The sequence below is a fragment of the Rhodoferax sp. OV413 genome, assembly GCF_900104385.1.
Classification (GTDB): Bacteria; Pseudomonadota; Gammaproteobacteria; order Burkholderiales; family Burkholderiaceae_C; genus Rhodoferax_B.
The window spans coordinates 225,483-242,628 of the sequence record NZ_FNJA01000008.1; the positions used below are offsets into that span (position 1 = coordinate 225,483).

Below are 17,146 nucleotides of genomic sequence, written 5' to 3' on the forward strand. Positions count from 1 at the left end.
GGTTATTAAGCATGCCCGGCCGCAATCATTTCGTAAACTTCGTCTTCGGTACTGCCACCGGGTAGTTCGCCCGCCTTGCTGCGATCCCGCAGCACGGCGATGCGGTCGGATACGCGCACCACTTCACTCATCTCGCTGGAGATAAACAGCACGGCCATACCGCCACGCGCCAGCCGCAATATCTCTTCCATGATTTCCTGCTTGGCCGCCACGTCGATGCCGCGGGTCGGCTCGTCCAGAATCAGCAGGCGCGGGTCGGTGGCCAGCCAGCGTGCAATCACGGCTTTTTGCTGGTTGCCGCCGGACAGCAGGCCGATGGGGGTCTCGATGCTGGCGGTCTTGATACCCAGCGTCTTGACGAAATGCTCGGCCAGCGTGGTCTGCTCGGCCAGCGACAGAAACTTGCGCAAACCCAGCCGGGCCTGCAGTGCCAAGGCAATGTTTTCGCGCACCGACAATTCGGCAACGATGCCGTCGGTCTTGCGCTCTTCCGGGCAGAGCGCGATGCCATGCTGCACCGCATCGGCCGGGTTCGAGAACTGCACTGTCTGGCCGTCGATCTGCAAGCTGCCACGGTCGGCCGTATCCAGACCAAACAACAAGCGCGCCAGCTCGGTGCGCCCCGCGCCCAGCAGGCCGGCCAGCCCTAGCACCTCGCCCGCATGCACGCGCAGGTCCACTGGCTGCAAGCGCCCGGCCTGGCCCAGGCCTTGGGCATCCAGCAACACTACGGCGTCTTCAACACCCTCGCGCTGCTGCGCAGAACGCGCCGCCTGGGCCGCAAATTCGCGCCCCAGCATGGCGGAGATCAAGGCCTGCGGCTCCAGCGCGCTGGCCATCCATTCACCGACCCAAGAACCATTGCGCAGCACCGTGATGCGGTCGGAAATGGCATACACCTGGTTCAGGAAATGCGAAACAAACAGAATAGCCAAGCCCTCAGCGCGCAGCCGGCGCAGCACCGCAAACAGCTTTTGTACTTCGTCCTCATCGAGGCTGGAAGTCGGCTCGTCAAGAATCAAAACTTTGGACTCCACGCCCAGCGCACGCGCAATCGCCACCAGTTGCTGCACCGCCACCGGGTAGCTAGACAGCAGTTGCGTCACATCGATATCCAGCCCGATGCGCGCCAGCAGTTCACGCGCTCGGCGGTGCACTGCGGCCCAGTCGATGCGGTAGCCCTGGGACATGCCGCAACGCGGATAACGTCCGGCAAACACGTTCTCGGCCACTGACAGATTGGGGCAGAGATTCACCTCCTGGTAGACGGTGCTGATACCCAGCTTTTGCGCCGCCAGCGGAGAGTCGGGGCGGATGGACTGGCCTTGCATGAGCATCTGCCCACCGTTCGACTCCAGCACGCCGGTCAGCACCTTGATCAGCGTGGACTTGCCCGCGCCGTTCTGCCCCATCAGCGAATGGATTTCGCCGGGGTACAGGCGCAGCTGCACATCCCGCAGCACCTGGTTCCCCGAGAAGGATTTATCGATGCCCGTGAGCTCCAACACGGGCAGAGCGCCGGCGCTGGTCATCCCTTGTTCTTGTTGTAGACGTCGACGAACACGGCGGCCAGCAACACCAGGCCCTTGATGATCTGCTGGTAGTCGATGCCGATGCCCATGATGGACATGCCGTTGTTCATGACACCCATGATGAAGGCGCCGATCACAGCGCCCATGACCTTGCCGACACCACCCGAAGCCGAGGCACCGCCGATGAAGCAAGCGGCAATCACGTCAAGCTCGAAGCCCAGGCCCGCCTTGGGCGTAGCTGTGTTCAACCGTGCAGCAAACACCAGGCCAGCCAGCGCCGCCAGCACGCCCATGTTGATGAAGGTATAGAACGCCAGGCGTTCGGTCTTGATACCCGACAGCTTGGCAGCCTTTTCGTTACCGCCCAAGGCATAGATGCGCCGGCCGATGGTGGTGCGGCTGGTGACAAAGTCAAACACTGCGATCAGCAACGCCATCACGATCAGCACGTTCGGCAGACCTTTGTAGGACGCCAGCAGGTAGCTGAAGGTGACCAGGATCGCCGAGAAGATGGCCATCTTGGCCAGGAAAAAGGCCAGGGGTTCCGACGCGATGCCGTGTTGCAACTGGTTGGAGCGCGCACGCACGCCGCCCACCACCAACGCCAACGCTACTCCAATGCCCAACAGCAAGGAGGTCAAGCGCAACGATTCGCTGCTGAACAGATCGGGAATGAAGCCCGAGCTGAGCATCTGGAAGGTTTCAGGGAACGGGCCTACCGACTGCCCTTGCAGCAGTGCCAGCGCCAAACCTTTGAACACCAGCATGCCCGCCAGCGTGACGATGAATGAAGGTATGCGGAAGAAGGCCACGAAGTAGCCTTGCGCCGCGCCGATGATGCCGCCTACCAATAGGCACACCAAGGCAGTGGGCAGGTAATGCCATTCGTAGTTGACCATCAGCACGGCAGCCAGCGCGCCGACGAAACCAACCACCGAGCCCACCGACAGGTCGATATGGCCCGCCACGATCACCAGCAGCATGCCCAGCGCCATGATGACGATATAGCTGTTTTGCAATACCAGATTGGTCAGATTCAGCGGCTGCATCAGCGTGCCGTCTGTCATGACCTGGAAGAAAGCCATGATGGCCACCAGAGAGATCAACATGCCGTATTCGCGCAGGTTGTTCTTCAGGAAGCTGAGACCGGATTTAGCGGCCGGTGCGGCAGGTACAGCGGGGACAGGGGTGGTGTTTTCCATGATTCAAAGCTCTAGTTCGCGCTCACAATGGCGCGCATTATTTTTTCTTGGCTGGCATCGGCCGTGGGCATTTCAGCCACGAAGCGGCCTTCGTTCATCACATAAATACGGTCCGACAGGCCCAGTAGTTCGGGCATTTCCGACGAGATCACGATCACGCATTTGCCTTCGGCGGCCAGTTGCGCAATCAAGGTGTAGATCTCAAACTTGGCCCCTACGTCGATGCCACGTGTGGGTTCGTCGAGGATCAGCACTTCGGGGTTGGTGAACAGCCATTTGCTGAGCACCACTTTTTGCTGGTTGCCGCCCGACAGGTTGACCACCTTCTGGTCTACGCCCGAGCAGCGGGTGCGCATTTTTTCGCGGTAGCTCTGCGCCACCGCAAACTCGCGCCCGTCGTCAATCACTCCTGCCTTGGACACGCCGTCCAGGTTGGCCAGCGAAGTATTCCACTGGATGTCTTCGCTCAGTACCAGCCCATTGCCCTTGCGGTCTTCGGTGACGTAAGCCAGTCCATGGCTGATGGCTTTTTGCACCGTGGACACATCGATCTCTTTGCCGTGCAGCAGCGCTTTGCCGCTGATGCGTTGGCCCCAGGAGCGGCCAAACACGCTCATGGCCAGCTCGGTCCGGCCGGCACCCATCAGGCCGGCGATGCCGACGATCTCTCCGCGCTTGACGGTCAGGCTGATGTTCTTGACGACTTCGCGGTCCGCATGCTGGGGGTGGTAGGCACGCCAGTCGCGCAACTCGAAAACGGTTTCGCCTATCTGCGGCGTGCGCTTGGGGTAGCGGTCGGCCATTTCGCGGCCTACCATGCCGCGGATCACGCGGTCTTCGCTGATGGATTCGGCCCGGCAGTCCAAGGTCTCTACCGTGGTGCCGTCCCGCAGGATGGTGATGGAGTCGGCCACCTTGGCAATCTCGTTGAGCTTGTGCGAGATCAGAATGCAGGCAATGCCATGGGCCTTGAGCTCCAGCAGCAGGGCCAGCAAGGCGTCGCTATCGGTTTCGTTCAAGCTGGCGGTGGGCTCGTCCAGGATCAGCAGCTTGACCTCTTTGGACAGCGCCTTGGCGATTTCCACCAGCTGCTGTTTGCCCACGCCGATATTTGTGATCAAGGTGGTGGGTGATTCTTTCAGTCCGACCTTCTTCAACAGCGCCTGGGTCTGGCTGTGCGCAGCCATCCAGTCGATCACGCCATTGTGGGCGGTCTCGTTGCCCAAAAAGATGTTCTCGGCAATCGACAGCAGCGGCACCAGTGCCAGCTCCTGGTGGATGATGATGATGCCCTGCTGCTCGCTGTCGTGTATGCCCTTGAAACGACGCTCTTCACCCTGGTAGTGGATTTCACCGGTGTAGGAACCATGCGGGTACACACCCGACAAGACCTTCATCAGGGTCGATTTGCCCGCGCCGTTCTCGCCGACGAGAGCATGTATTTCACCCGCGCGCACGCGCAGGTTCACCTTGTTCAGCGCAACCACTCCGGGGAATGTTTTGCGGATGTCGTGCATCTCTAGGATCGTTTTCAACGCCTATTCCTTCTGCTGAAAGCAGCTTCAAACCTCAACCGAAAAATGGTCCTGCGCCTTGCGACGCAGGACCATGGCTACCGCACAGGTTTACTTGACCTGCGATTCCTTGTAGTAACCGCTGCCGATCAGGATCGGGTTCCAGTTGGATGCGTCCACTGCCACGGGCTTGAGCAGGTAGGCGGGCACGACCTTGACACCGTTGTTGTAGGTCTTGGTGTCGTTGATTTCAGGCTGCTTGCCGGACAAGGTGGCGTCCACCATGTTGGCGGTGACCTTGGCCAGTTCACGCGTGTCCTTGAAGATCGTGGAGTACTGTTCGCCGCGCAAGATGGACTTGACGGATGGAACTTCTGCATCCTGGCCGCTCACCACAGGGCAAGGCTGGGTCTTGGTGCAATAGCCCACGCCTTTGAGCGACGAGAGAATACCGATGGAGATACCGTCGTAAGGCGACAGCACGGCATCCACCTTGTCTTTGGTGTAGAAGGCCGACAGCAGATTGTCCATGCGGGCCTGGGCTACAGCACCGTCCCAACGCAGGGTACCGACCTTGTCCATGCCCACTTGCTTGCTGCGCACCACCAGCTTGCCGCTGTCGATGTAAGGCTTGAACACGCTCATGGCGCCGTCATAGAAGAAGAAGGCGTTGTTGTCGTCTGGCGAACCACCGAACAGTTCGATGTTGAACGGGCCCTTGCCCTGCTTCAAGCCAAGCTTGTCGACGATGGTGCCGGCTTGCAATACGCCAACTTGGAAGTTGTCGAAGGTGGCGTAGTAATCCACGTTCTTCGAGCCCTTGATCAGGCGGTCATAGGCGATGACCTTGACGCCCTTGTCGGCAGCGTTTTGCAATACCTTGGACAGCGTGGTGCCGTCGATGGAAGCAATCACCAAGACCTTGACGCCCTTGGTCACCATATTTTCGATCTGGGCCAGTTGGTTAGGGATATCGTCGTCAGCGTACTGCAGATCGGTTTTGTAGCCGCGGTCTTTCAGCACCTTGACCATGTTGTCGCCGTCAGCGATCCAGCGGGCAGACGACTTGGTGGGCATGGAAATGCCGATGGAGCCCTTGTCCTGCGCAAAGGCCTGGGGGGCGACGCCAAGTGCCGCCAGGGCCAGGCTGGCCAACATGGTTTTGATAAAGGTACGTTTCATAGGATTGTCTCCGTAGGGTTTAAAAAGGCGTGCCCAGTGTCAGGCACGCCGTGGGGGTCAGGATCAGTACTTACGCGAAGGAAACTCTTTGGCGGCAACTTCCATCGGGAAAATGCCTTCTTCGGTGACGATGCGTTTTTGCAAGGTCTTGCCAGCTTTCAGGTCTTTGACGGCGGACATGAGTTGTGGGCCCAGCAGCGGGCTGCATTCCACCGACACATTCAGCTTGCCGGCAATCATGGCCTCGAACGCGCCCTTTACCGCGTCGATGGAGATGATGGTGATGTCCTTGGCGGGCTTGATGCCGGCTTCCTCGATGGCCTGGATCGCGCCAATCGCCATGTCGTCGTTGTGCGCATACAGCACATTGATCTTCTTGCCCTCGGCCTTGAGGAAGGCTTCCATGACTTCCTTACCCTTGGCGCGGGTGAAGTCGCCGGTTTGCGAGCGGATGATCTTGAACTTGGGATCAGCCTTGATGATTTCTTCAAAGCCCTTCTTGCGGTCGATCGCCGGTGCCGAACCCACGGTGCCTTGCAGTTCGACGATGTTGACATCGCCCTTTTGGTCCTTCATTTTTTCGACCAACCAGCGGCCCGCCTTGCGGCCTTCTTCGGTGAAGTCCGAACCCATGAAGGTCACATACAAAGAGTCATCCTTGACGTTCACCGAGCGGTCGGTCAGCACCACAGGAATCTTGGCAGCCTTGGCTTCGCGCAGCACGGTTTCCCAGCCGGATTCGACCACGGGCGAGAACGCAATCACGTCCACTTTCTGGGCGATAAAAGAGCGGATCGCCTTGATCTGGTTTTCCTGCTTTTGCTGTGCGTCGGAGAACTTCAGCTCGATACCGGCTTCTTTGGCCGAAGCCTTGATCGAATCGGTATTGGCGGTACGCCATTCACTCTCGGCGCCCACTTGGCTGAAACCCAGCACAATTTTCTTCTGGGCAAATACGGTGCCTGGCAGCATGCCAGCCAGTGGAGCGGCGGCCAGTGCGATGGCCAGGTTACGACGGTTGATTTGCATGATGTCTCCTAGTTGGTTTAGTTGTTGCCCTGCCCATCCAATCAGGCCAGCATGTAGCCGGTTTTGACGGTGGTGTAGAACTCTGCGGCGTAACGCCCTTGTTCGCGTGGACCGTAACTCGATCCTTTGCGTCCCCCGAACGGTACGTGGTAATCAACGCCTGCCGTGGGCAGGTTGACCATGGTCATCCCTACCTCGGCGTGGCGTTTGAAATGCATGGCATGTTTGAGCGAAGTGGTACAAATGCCGGCACACAGCCCGAACGGCGTGTCGTTCGCCAAGGCCAGCGCGTGCTCGTAATTGTCGGCGCGCAGCACACAGGCGATGGGGCCGAACACCTCTTCGCGGGCCACCCGGTGCTCGGGCTTGGCTAAGAACAGCGCAGGGCTCATGTAGTGCCCTGGGGTGGGCCGCTTCAGCAGCTCACCGCCGACTACATGCTCGGCGCCTTCGGCCTTCGCAGTAGCGATCCAGGCCAGGTTTTCGTCCAGCTGGCTCTGGTCTACCACCGGACCGATCTGGGTATCGCGGTCGACAGCATGGCCGACCTTCAGGCTGGCCATGCGCTGGCGCAGACGCGCCACAAAGGCATCGTGCACACCGGCTTCGATGATCAGACGGCTGGATGCCGTGCAACGCTGGCCGGTAGAAAAGTACGCACCTTGCAGCGCGCAGTCCACCGCCTGCTCCAGATCGGCATCGGCCAACACCACCAGCGGATTCTTGCCGCCCATTTCCAGCTGCACCTTGGCGCGGCGCGCGGCAGCGGTCTGCAAAATCCGTTCGCCGGTGGCGACGGAGCCGGTAAAACTGATAGCCTGCACGCGTGGACTGTCCACCAGGGTCTGACCGACCTCGCGGCCGCTGCCCATCACCAGATTGAAGACTCCTGCAGGCAGCGCCGCGCGGCTGATGATCTCGGCCAGCGCCCAACCACAGGCGGGCACCAGCTCAGCCGGCTTGAAGATCACGCTGTTGCCATAGGCCAGCGCCGGCGCGATCTTCCAGGCTGGGATCGCCATCGGAAAATTCCATGGCGCGATGATGCCCACCACGCCCACCGGTTCACGCGACACGTCGACATGCACGCCGGGCCTTATCGAGGCCAGGGATTCACCCGGGGTGCGCAGCGCCTCACCGGCAAAAAACTTGAATATCTGGCCGGCGCGGGCTACTTCGGCCACCGCTTCGGGCAGGGTCTTGCCCTCTTCACGGGCCAGCAGCAAGCCCAGCTCGGCCTTGCGGGCCAGGATTTCGCTGCCGATCTGGTCCAGCACGTCGGCCCGGCGTTGTGGTGTGCTGTAGCCCCATTGGGGTTGGGCTTCGGCGGCGGCGCGGATCGCCAATTCGGTCTGGCTGCGGTCGGCGCGGGCGTACTCGGCCACCACCTCACGGGTGTCAGACGGGTTGTGGCTGATCCCCGTGGTGACACCGGTGTCCCAGCGGCCGTTGATGTACTGCCGGGCGTTCTGCGGTAACTCGCCGAATTTCATGAATGCTTTATTACGAAAGTTGGCGAGAGTCTATGAACAAAACTGGTATCAATCCAATTGATTTTTGGACAAAATACATATCAATGTTCACATTCTGGAAAACCCCATGACCAACTACACCCACTGGTTCATCCGCGCGCGCCTTAAAACCAGGCAGCTGCTCTTGCTGGTGGCCTTGGCCGAGGAAGGCAATATCCACCGCGCAGCGCAGGTGCTGAACATGACCCAACCCGCGGCGTCCAAGCTGCTGAAAGACCTGGAAGACGTGCTGGAAGTGCCGCTGTTTGACCGCCTGCCGCGTGGCATGCGCCCTACCTGGTATGGCGAAACCATGATCCGCCATGCCCGCGTGGCCCTGGCCAGCCTGAACCAGGCGCACGAGGAGCTGACCGCGCTCAAGGCCGGGCGCTTCGGCCAGGTGAGCGTGGGTGCCATCACCTCCCCCGGGCTCACCCTGCTGCCCACCGCGGTCGGCATGGTCAAACAGGAGCAACCCACGCTGCGCATCGCTCTGGAGATCGAAACCAGCCCGGTGCTGATCGAACGGCTGCAGCAGGGCAAGCTCGACATCCTGGTGGCCCGGCTATTTGCCGAGCACGACAAGACCAATCTGCGCTACGAGCCGCTGATCGAAGAACCGGTCTGCGCTATCGCCCGTACCGGCCACCCCATGCTGGGCATTACCGGCCTGACGCTGCGCGACGTGGTGGCCACGGGCTGGATCGTGCCGCCGGCCGGCAGCGTGCTGCGCCACCGGTTCGAGCTGATGTTCCAGGAAGAAGGGCTGGCGCCGCCGATCAACGTCATCGAGTCGGCCGCGCTGCTGTTCATCACCCGCATGTTGCAGCAAAGCGACATGCTGGCGGTGATCGCCGCCGACGTGGCCCGCTACTACGCGGCCCACGGCATCATTTCCATCGTGCCACTGGAGATCCCCTGCCACATGGACGCCTTCGGCCTCATCACCCGCACGGACCGCCTGCCCTCGCCAGCAGCCAAAGTCATGTTGAAGGCCCTGAAGACCGCCAGCCTATCGCTGTACGGCTGCAAGCTGGATATCGAGTAAACGAAAAATCAGAAAGCCGATCAAGACCAGCCGGCGTCGACCTTGAACTCTTGGGCGGTACACATCGCGCCGTCGTCCGAGGCCAGGAACAGCACCATCCGAGCAATGTCGTCGGGCCGCAGCTTGTCGGGCAGGCACTGGTTGCGCTTGATTTCTTCTTCGCCCGCAGCATCCAGCCAAAGCTTGATTTGCCGCTCGGTCATCACCCAGCCGGGCGACACGGTGTTGATGCGGATACGGTCCTGGCCCAGGGTTTTGGCCAACCCGCGGGTCAAGCCGTTCACCGACGACTTGGCAATCGCGTAGCAGGGGTAGCCTGCGCCCTTGCCCTGCCAGCCGGTAGAGCCCAGGTTGATCACCGAACCCGCACCCAGCCGGCGCATGCCTGGCACCACCGCCTGGATGGCAAAAAATGCCGGCCGCTCGTTGATCGCCATGCGCTGGTCGTAGTAATCGGGGGTAACCGACTCCAAAGTATGCCGGTCGTCGCTGGCCACGTTGTTCACCAGCACCGAAAAGTCGCCCAGCGTGCTGGCCGCATCGGCCACCGCCGACTGCAGCGCCGCCACGTCGGTGACATCGCATTTGCGCCACCAGGGTGCTGCATGGCCGGCATCTGCCAGTTGTTGGGCCAGCGCCTGGCTGGCGGATTCGGCCACGTCGACAAAGGCCACGCGGGCGCCCTGCTCTACAAATGCCGCCACCATGGCGGCGCCGATGCCGCTGCCGCCGCCAGTCACGAATACAGACTTGCCGCGCAGGCTGGGGTACACGGAAGGCGCTGGGGGTTGGTTTTCTATCATTGCAATATATATATCAGTTAATACAAAATCTAAATAATTTTGTTATTACTATGCCTTGCAACACCCGCCCGCGTCAAGCAAAAAGTGGCAGGCAGAGCGGCACGCGGCCGCGACCATGCCGCCCGCACCTAGGTCTGCCAGGCTTCAAGAATTTATAGAAAAATGGGCTCTAGCGCTTATTCCACCAGCGTCAAAAGCTATTAAATCAATAGCAATCGAATGCTAGGCGGGGCGCAGGCCTTGCAACACACCATGCAAGGCAACCAGCGCCTGGGTCAGCTTGTGCTGCGGGTCCAGATAGACCATGGGCAGGGACTGCTCGTGCGACTCGCGGATCTTCACCGACGAGGGCAGATACGGCTGCAGCACCGGCAGGCCTTCGCTCACCAGCTCGTTCACCATGCGCTGCGGCAGGTTGGCGCGTGGCTGGAACTGGTTGACCACGATACCGTCCACCACCAGGCCGGGGTTGTGGTCGGCGCGGATTTCCGCCACGTTGTCCAGCAAGGTGTACAGCGCCTTGCGGGCGAACTCGTCGCAGTCGAACGGAATCAGACAGGCGCGGGCGCCCATCAAGGCCGAGCGGGTGTAGAAGTTCAGCGCCGGCGGGGTGTCGATATAGATACGGTCGTAGCCGGCCGCCAGCTGCTGCAAGGCCTCGCGCAGCTTGTACAGTTTGTGGCGCGACTCCAGCTTGCTCTCCAGCTCGCCCAGCATCGGGCTGGACGGCATCACATGCAGGTTCTCGTGCGGCGTGGCGACGACGAAGTCGGTTGGCAATACCGTGCGCAGGCTGTAGCTCAGGCAGTGTTCAAAAAACCCGGCCACCGTCGGCTGGTCGTCGCGCGCCTGGGCACCCAGCAGGTAGCTGGTGGAATTTCCCTGTGAGTCCAGGTCGATTACCAGGGTACGCAGACCCTGGCTGGCACTGATGGCGGCCAGGTTGCAGGTAATGGTGGACTTGCCCACCCCACCCTTTTGGTTAAACACAACAAGTGGCATGGCACGGTTCCTTGTACAAAGAGACAGGGGCTGAAATTCGGGCCTATTGTCCACGCCCGCTACAGGCCAACAGCAAATCACGTGCCCGCCGTCGCAGAAATAGTCTGCGGTAACGGCTCTGCAGTGATTTGGTAGCATGAAGCCATGTCCACACGCGCCAGCATCCGGCCACGGCGCATCGCCGCCAGTCTCGCCCTCAGCTTTCTTGCATGCAACGCCGCCTTTGCCGGCAATGCCCGCACCTACGAAACCCCGGAAGCCGAAAAATTCGTGCGCAACATGGTGGCCGATGCCGATGCCGGCAAAACCATCCGCCTGAATGGCCAAACCCTGATGCAGGCCTATAAATCCAGCGAAACCGCTGCCGACAAAAAGTACAAAGGCAAAACGCTGCTGGTGGAAACCGCGGTGGACCTGGTGTCGCGCGATATGTTCGGCGCACTGGTGGTCTACCTTAAATCAGGCTCTTTCATGCCCATCGCCGCCCGGTTCGACAAAAAGGTGACCCTGGTTGAAGGCATGGAAAACGATACCGGCAGCATCAAGATCCGGCAACTGCCCGCCGAAGAGGCCGCCGCTTTGCTCAAACGGGGCCAAACCATCCACCTGGTCTGCAAAGGCGATGGCTACAACCTGGGCTCGCCCGGGCTGGAGCTATGCAATGTGGTCAGTTTGTGAGAGCTGGGTTCTGAAGCCTCGCGGCATGCAACAGGCATAAAAAAACGCGCTACCCGTAATGGATAGCGCGTTTGTTCTTGGCGGAAAGGGTGGGATTCGAACCCACGGTACCTTGCGGTACGCCTGATTTCGAGTCAGGTACATTCGGCCACTCTGCCACCTTTCCTGATTCTGTACTTGCCAAAAACTGCAGCTGCAATATTTGGCAAGCCTGCAATTCTAGCAGGCCTTGCGGCGACTCTGCGCGCCGGCTCAGCCCAATTGCGCCAAACCGCCTAAATAAGGCCGCAGCACCTCGGGCACCGTGACCGAGCCGTCGGCGTTCTGGTAGTTCTCCAGCACCGCCACCAGCGTGCGGCCCACCGCCAGGCCAGAGCCGTTCAAGGTGTGCAGCCACTCGTTCTTGCCCTGGGCATTCTTGAAGCGGGCCTGCAGGCGCCGGGCCTGGAAGGCTTCGCAATTGGAGACCGAGCTGATTTCGCGGTAGGTGTTCTGTGCAGGCAGCCAGACTTCCAGGTCATAGGTCTTGGCTGCGCCGAAGCCCATGTCGCCGGTGCACAGCGCCATCACGCGGTATGGCAAACCCAGCTTTTGCAGAATGGCTTCGGCGTGGCCGGTCATCTGCTCCAGGGCTTCGTAGCTGGTGTCGGGATGGACGACTTGCACCATCTCCACCTTGTCGAACTGGTGCTGGCGGATCAGGCCACGGGTATCGCGGCCCGCGCTGCCGGCTTCCGAGCGGAAGCAAGGGGTGTGGGCGGTCAGCTTGATCGGTAGATCGGACTCGGCGGCGATGGTGTCGCGCACAAAGTTGGTCAGCGGCACTTCGCTAGTGGGAATCAGGTACAGCGCGCTGTTGTCCGGCACAGCTTCGCCATCTTGGCCGCCTTTTTTGGCAGCGAACAGGTCGCCTTCAAACTTGGGCAACTGGCCGGTGCCACGCATCGAGTCGGCGTTGACGATGTAGGGCACATAGCACTCGGTATAGCCATGCTCGGTGGTCTGTACATCCAGCATGAACTGCGCGAGCGCGCGGTGCAATCTGGCGATGGGGCCCTGCATCACGGTAAAGCGCGAGCCGGTGAGCTTGACGCCCATCTCAAAGTCCAGGCCCAGGGGTTCACCCAGGTCCACATGGTCTTTAGCTGCGAAATCCATAGCACCAGGCGCACGCTCGGTGGGGCTCCAGGTGCGCACCACCACATTGCCGCTCTCGTCCGCGCCGACCGGCACGCTGGCGTGCGGCAGATTCGGCACGGCCAGCAACAGGCTTTGCAGCTCGGTTTGCAGGTGGTCAAGGCGCACCGCCGAGCTTTCCAGCTCGTCCTTGATGCCCGCGACTGCCGCCATCACATCGTCCACGCTCTCGCCCTTGGCCTTGCGCTGGCCGATCTGCTTGCTCAGGCTGTTGCGCTGGGCCTGCAGCTCCTCGGTGCGGGTCTGGATGGTTTTGCGCTCGGATTCCAACGCGCTGAAGGCTTCCACGTTCAGAAATGCCTGGGGGTTCTTGCGCGTCTGCAGGCGGGCGACGACGGCGTCGAGGTCTTTTCGGAGATAGGTGATGTCTAGCATGCAAGTATTCTAATTTCAGCCCAAACCAGCCGGATCGACGTTGCCGCCGCACAGGATCAACGCCACTGTCTCGTCGGCGCGCGGCTGGTAGACGCCGGTTTGCAGGGCCGCCAGCCCCAGGGCCGCGCCCGGCTCCACGGCCAGCCGCAGCTCTTTCCACAGCCAGCGCTGGGCCGCAACAATCGCCTCGTCGGACAGCAGCAGGCTGTCGCGCACCTGACGCTGGGTGACTTCCCAGCCCAGTTGGCCTATGCGCTTGGCACCCAGCGAGTCGGCGGCAATGCCACCGACGGCCACATCCACCGGCTCGCCGGCCTGGCGGGCGCTGTGCAGGGTGGGCGCACGCTCGGGCTCCAGGGCTACGACGCGGCTGCGTTGTTCGAACCAGCCGGCGATACCACCAATCAGGCCGCCGCCGCCGACGCTGACCAGCACGCTGTCCGGCAATCCGCCTTGGGCCTCGATTTCTGCGGCCAGCGTTCCAGCACCGGCCAGCACTTCGACCTGGTCGTACGCATGGGTCAGCAAGGCGCCGGTGGCTTTCTGGCGTGCCATGCAGGCCTCAAAAGCCTCGGCATAGACCGCACCGGTGACCACCACCTCGGCACCCAGATCGCGCAAGCGGGCCCGCTTGGCTTCGGGCGAAACCGTGGGCACGAATACTTCGCAGCGCACGCCCAGCGCTTGCGCCGCAGCGGCAGTGGCGATGCCCGCGTTGCCGCCGGAAGCAATCACCACGCCCGCAGTGGGTATCGGGTTGGCCAGCAAGCGGTTCAGCATGCCGCGGGCCTTGAAGCTGCCGCCGACCTGCAGATGCTCCAGCTTGAGCCAGACTTCGGCGCACGCCAGGCCCAGCGAGGCACCCGACAGCTTCCATAGCGGCGTTGTACGTAAAAATGGGCCCTGGTGCTTATCTAATCTGCGCAAGGCGCTATCAATTTCAGAGCGATTCATAGGTGTTTTTTTGTGACCGCAGGGCTTAGTAGTCCCCACCGCCGCTGGCCAGACTTTCAAACTTGGTGATGTTGCGCAGGAAGGCCAGCTTGACCGTGCCGGTCGGGCCGTTCCGCTGCTTGGCGATGATAATCTCGGCGACGCCAGGCTCCTTGCAGGCGTCCTTGGTGTAGTACTCGTCGCGGTAAATGAACATGATGATGTCGGCATCCTGCTCGATAGCGCCGGACTCGCGCAAATCGCTCATCATCGGCCGCTTGTCGGGCCGCTGCTCCACGCTGCGGTTCAGCTGCGACAGCGCGATCACCGGGCATTGCAGCTCACGCGCCAGCATCTTCAAACCGCGGGAAATCTCACCCAGCTCGGTAGCGCGGTTGTCGCCGCCCCCGCTGCTGCTGGAGCCGCTCATCAGCTGCAGGTAATCGACCACGATCAGGCCCAGCTTGCCGCACTGGCGCGCCAGCCGACGGGCATTGGCGCGCAGCTCGCTCGGGCTCAGGCCCGGGCTTTCGTCGATGTGCAGCGATACGGTACGCAGCTTTTCCACTGCCTCGGCCAGGCGCGGCCATTCGTCGTCGGTGAGGTTGCCGGTGCGCAAATGGCCCTGGTCGATCCGGCCGATCGAACCGACGATACGGATCGCCAACTGGGAGGCACCCATTTCCATGGAGAACACGGCCACCGGCAGGCCTTCCTTCAGCGCCACGTGCTCGGCGATATTGATGGCGAAGGCGGTCTTGCCCATCGACGGACGGGCAGCCAGCACGATCATGTCGCCGGCCTGCAGGCCCGAGGTCATGCGGTCCAGGTCGTAGAAGCCGGTGGGCACGCCGGTCACGTCGTTCTGGTTGTCGGCCATCTCCTGGACCCGGTCCAGCAGGTCAACCACCAGGGTTTCCATCGCCTGGAAGCCCTGCTTGTTGCGCGCACCCTCCTCGCCGATGTTGAAGATCTTCTGCTCGGCTTCGTCAAGGATCTTGTCGACCGGACGGCCCTGGGTGTTGAAGGCGTTGGTGGCGATTTCGTCGCTGGCCGTCACCAGTTTGCGCAGGATACCGCGCTCGCGCACGATCTCGGCATAGCGGCGGATGTTGCTGGCGCTAGGCACGTACTGGGCCAGCGAGTTGAGGTAGGCCAGGCCGCCCACCTCCTCCGACTTGCCTATGCTCTGCAGCCGCTCGAACACGGTGATCACGTCGGCCGGCTTGCTGGCGTTGATCAGCTCGCGCACCGCGGCAAAGATCAGCCGGTGCTCGTAACGGTAGAAATCGTCGTCCTTGAGCAGGTCGCCCACACGGTCCCAGGCATTGTTGTCGAGCAACAGGCCACCCAAGACGCTGGATTCGGCCTCTATGGAATGGGGAGGAATGCGCAGCTGCGCAATTTGACGGTCCTGGCCATAGGATTCGTCCAGAGCGGGGAAAACAGCAGACATGGGGAGTGGGATTCCTGGGGTGAGGCTGGATGCTACGCGGCGAACCTGGCTACGTCGAGGCACAAGTCTGGGGGCAAACCGTGGATAAGCCTGGGGACAACCCCGGCATAACCCTGCCACCCAAAGGAAAAGGCCGCCAGGATTTGCACCCTGGCGGCCTCTTACAGAGAAACGCTAATTAAGCGGTTTCGCCGTAGACGGAAACGGTGATTTCCACAACCACGTCGGTGTGCAAAGCCACGTTCACGGTGTTGTCGCCGGTGGTCTTGATCATGCCGTTAGGCAGGCGGACTTGGGCTTTGGCCACTTTGTAGCCTTGCTTGGTCAGCTCTTCGGCGATGTCGGCGTTGGTCACGGAACCAAACAGACGGCCATCCACACCGGCTTTTTGCGTCAGCTTGATGGTCGTTCCGCCGAGCTTTGCGCCCAGGGCTTGCGACTCAGCCAGCTTGGCTGCAGCGGCTTTTTCGAGTTCGGCGCGCTTGGCTTCGAACTCTTGCTTGGCCTTTTCCGTGGCGCGACGGGCGCGGCCAGAAGGGATCAGGAAGTTACGGGCGTAGCCGTCTTTGACCTTAACGATTTCGCCGAGGTTGCCAAGGTTCAGAACCTTGTCGAGCAGAATGATTTGCATGTTCGTACTTCCTTAGATGCGGTGCTGGTCGCTGTACGGCAGCATGGCGAGGAAACGCGCACGCTTGATAGCGGTGTTGAGCTGGCGCTGGAAAATCGCGCGGGTGCCGGTCAGGCGTGCGGGGATGATCTTGCCGTTTTCAGCAATGAAATCACGCAGCGTGTCGATGTCTTTGTAGTCGATCTGTTCCACACCGGTCACGGTGAAGCGGCAAAAGCGCTTGCGCTTGAACAGCAGGGACTGGGTATTGCGCTTGGGGCGCTTGTCTTTGTTATTGAAACGTTTTGGTCCGGCCATGATGGACTCCTGATTTAATCTGGTTGAAACTCTTGGATATGAAGTACGGGGTTCTTGCCCAAGCGGGGAGAGGCCAAAAATCCGGTGAATTGCCAGTTGCTGCCCAAGGGCTGCTGCTGGATTCGCTCGGCGATGGCGCCAAAGGCGATTGCCCTGACCACCAGTTTGATTTGCCGTGTTTGGCCTGCTTGCTCCAGACTGGACTCGTGTTCGAGCACCATATCCAGGGCGGGCAGTCCGGCGGGCGTGTAGCGCAGGTTTTTAACTTCTGCAAGACAGGCCGTCAAAACTACGTGGTTCACTCCGTGTGGGAACTCCGCTTAGCAAGCCACCTTAGTGGGCTGCGTACTCCGCCTGTTGCGTCTTGCGGGCTTCTTCGCGCTCGACGGTCTTCATCATCGAAGATGGGCCGGTTTCGGCCTTCTTCATCACCACGGTCAGGTGGCGCAGCACGGCGTCGTTGAACTTGAACGCGTGTTCCAGTTCAGCCATGATGGCTTGGTCGGCTTCGATGTTGACGCACAGGTAGTGGGCCTTGGCCAGCTTGTTGATCAGGTACACCAGTTGACGGCGGCCCCAGTCTTCCACGCGGTGGATCTTGCCGCCGCCGGCAGTGATCATGCCCTTGTAGCGCTCCAGCATGGCTGGAACCTGTTCGCTTTGATCCGGGTGGATCATCAAAATGATTTCGTAATGACGCATATTTCTCCTTAAGGATGTAAAGCCACCCACTGCGTCTGTAGTGGTGTAGCAAGG

At 61.0% G+C, this 17,146-nt stretch carries 17 protein-coding genes and 1 tRNA gene; 2 read left to right on the forward strand and 16 right to left on the reverse strand.

Translation table 11 applies throughout. From position 1 onward, the window contains the following. Positions 1–5: 5 nt before the first annotated feature. From BLT66_RS23315 to BLT66_RS23340, 6 genes are all read right to left on the reverse strand, one after another. Positions 6–1,532 carry a sugar ABC transporter ATP-binding protein gene (locus BLT66_RS23315; RefSeq protein WP_092761730.1) on the reverse strand — a complete coding sequence of 509 codons (1,527 nt, stop codon included), beginning with the start codon at positions 1,530–1,532 and terminating at the stop codon, positions 6–8. Continuing rightward, positions 1,529–2,734 (reverse strand): multiple monosaccharide ABC transporter permease, encoded by a 1,206-nt coding sequence (gene mmsB, locus BLT66_RS23320; RefSeq protein ID WP_092761732.1) that lies wholly within the window; start codon positions 2,732–2,734, stop codon positions 1,529–1,531. Before mmsB ends, BLT66_RS23315 begins: the two co-directional genes overlap by 4 nt. Positions 2,735–2,745: 11 nt before the next feature. Continuing rightward, the gene (gene mmsA / locus BLT66_RS23325) at positions 2,746–4,251 is read right to left on the reverse strand and encodes a multiple monosaccharide ABC transporter ATP-binding protein (protein ID WP_092761734.1); all 1,506 of its coding nucleotides are present in this window, start codon (positions 4,249–4,251) and stop codon (positions 2,746–2,748) included. Between the two features lie 108 nt (positions 4,252–4,359). Further along, a complete protein-coding gene (gene chvE / locus BLT66_RS23330) occupies positions 4,360–5,430 on the reverse strand; it encodes a multiple monosaccharide ABC transporter substrate-binding protein (protein ID WP_092761736.1) in 1,071 nt (356 codons plus the stop codon). Between the two features lie 63 nt (positions 5,431–5,493). Further along, the gene (locus tag BLT66_RS23335) at positions 5,494–6,459 is read right to left on the reverse strand and encodes an ABC transporter substrate-binding protein (protein WP_092761738.1); all 966 of its coding nucleotides are present in this window, start codon (positions 6,457–6,459) and stop codon (positions 5,494–5,496) included. Between the two features lie 41 nt (positions 6,460–6,500). Continuing rightward, positions 6,501–7,952: an aldehyde dehydrogenase family protein gene (locus BLT66_RS23340; RefSeq protein ID WP_092761740.1), complete on the reverse strand. Its 1,452-nt coding sequence runs from the start codon at positions 7,950–7,952 to the stop codon at positions 6,501–6,503. A 106-nt stretch (positions 7,953–8,058) separates the two neighbouring features. Between BLT66_RS23340 and BLT66_RS23345 the strand changes: the two genes are divergently transcribed. Further along, on the forward strand, positions 8,059–9,018 hold the full coding sequence (locus BLT66_RS23345; protein ID WP_092761743.1) for a LysR family transcriptional regulator: 960 nt from the start codon (positions 8,059–8,061) through the stop codon (positions 9,016–9,018). A gap of 20 nt (positions 9,019–9,038) precedes the next feature. Here BLT66_RS23345 and BLT66_RS23350 read toward each other — a convergent pair whose 3' ends face one another. Both BLT66_RS23350 and BLT66_RS23355 read right to left on the reverse strand, forming a co-directional pair. Next, a complete protein-coding gene (locus BLT66_RS23350) occupies positions 9,039–9,821 on the reverse strand; it encodes an SDR family NAD(P)-dependent oxidoreductase (protein ID WP_092761745.1) in 783 nt (260 codons plus the stop codon). A 222-nt stretch (positions 9,822–10,043) separates the two neighbouring features. Beyond that, positions 10,044–10,823 (reverse strand): ParA family protein, encoded by a 780-nt coding sequence (locus tag BLT66_RS23355; protein ID WP_092761748.1) that lies wholly within the window; start codon positions 10,821–10,823, stop codon positions 10,044–10,046. A 144-nt stretch (positions 10,824–10,967) separates the two neighbouring features. On the opposite strand from BLT66_RS23355, the gene BLT66_RS23360 reads away from it, so the two are divergent. Next, complete coding sequence (locus BLT66_RS23360) at positions 10,968–11,501, forward strand: OB-fold protein (RefSeq protein ID WP_092761750.1); 534 nt, start codon at positions 10,968–10,970, stop codon at positions 11,499–11,501. Between the two features lie 78 nt (positions 11,502–11,579). Here the strand turns inward: BLT66_RS23360 and BLT66_RS23365 are convergent. The 8 genes from BLT66_RS23365 to rpsF form a co-directional block, all read right to left on the reverse strand. Continuing rightward, positions 11,580–11,667 (reverse strand) — tRNA-Ser (locus BLT66_RS23365). A gap of 86 nt (positions 11,668–11,753) precedes the next feature. Continuing rightward, complete coding sequence (serS, locus tag BLT66_RS23370) at positions 11,754–13,073, reverse strand: serine--tRNA ligase (RefSeq protein WP_092761753.1); 1,320 nt, start codon at positions 13,071–13,073, stop codon at positions 11,754–11,756. Positions 13,074–13,088: 15 nt separating this feature from the next. Continuing rightward, the gene (locus tag BLT66_RS23375) at positions 13,089–14,027 is read right to left on the reverse strand and encodes a threonine/serine dehydratase (RefSeq protein ID WP_092761755.1); all 939 of its coding nucleotides are present in this window, start codon (positions 14,025–14,027) and stop codon (positions 13,089–13,091) included. 25 nt (positions 14,028–14,052) lie between these two features. Then, positions 14,053–15,462, reverse strand: a complete 1,410-nt coding sequence (gene dnaB / locus BLT66_RS23380; RefSeq protein ID WP_092761757.1) for a replicative DNA helicase — start codon at positions 15,460–15,462, stop codon at positions 14,053–14,055. Between the two features lie 178 nt (positions 15,463–15,640). Continuing rightward, positions 15,641–16,093: a 50S ribosomal protein L9 gene (gene rplI / locus BLT66_RS23385; RefSeq protein WP_092761759.1), complete on the reverse strand. Its 453-nt coding sequence runs from the start codon at positions 16,091–16,093 to the stop codon at positions 15,641–15,643. 12 nt (positions 16,094–16,105) lie between these two features. Beyond that, positions 16,106–16,390: a 30S ribosomal protein S18 gene (gene rpsR / locus BLT66_RS23390; protein WP_092761761.1), complete on the reverse strand. Its 285-nt coding sequence runs from the start codon at positions 16,388–16,390 to the stop codon at positions 16,106–16,108. A gap of 14 nt (positions 16,391–16,404) precedes the next feature. Continuing rightward, on the reverse strand, positions 16,405–16,692 hold the full coding sequence (priB, locus tag BLT66_RS23395) for a primosomal replication protein N (protein WP_092761763.1): 288 nt from the start codon (positions 16,690–16,692) through the stop codon (positions 16,405–16,407). A gap of 31 nt (positions 16,693–16,723) precedes the next feature. Next, a complete protein-coding gene (rpsF, locus tag BLT66_RS23400) occupies positions 16,724–17,092 on the reverse strand; it encodes a 30S ribosomal protein S6 (RefSeq protein WP_092761765.1) in 369 nt (122 codons plus the stop codon). Positions 17,093–17,146 lie beyond the last annotated feature (54 nt).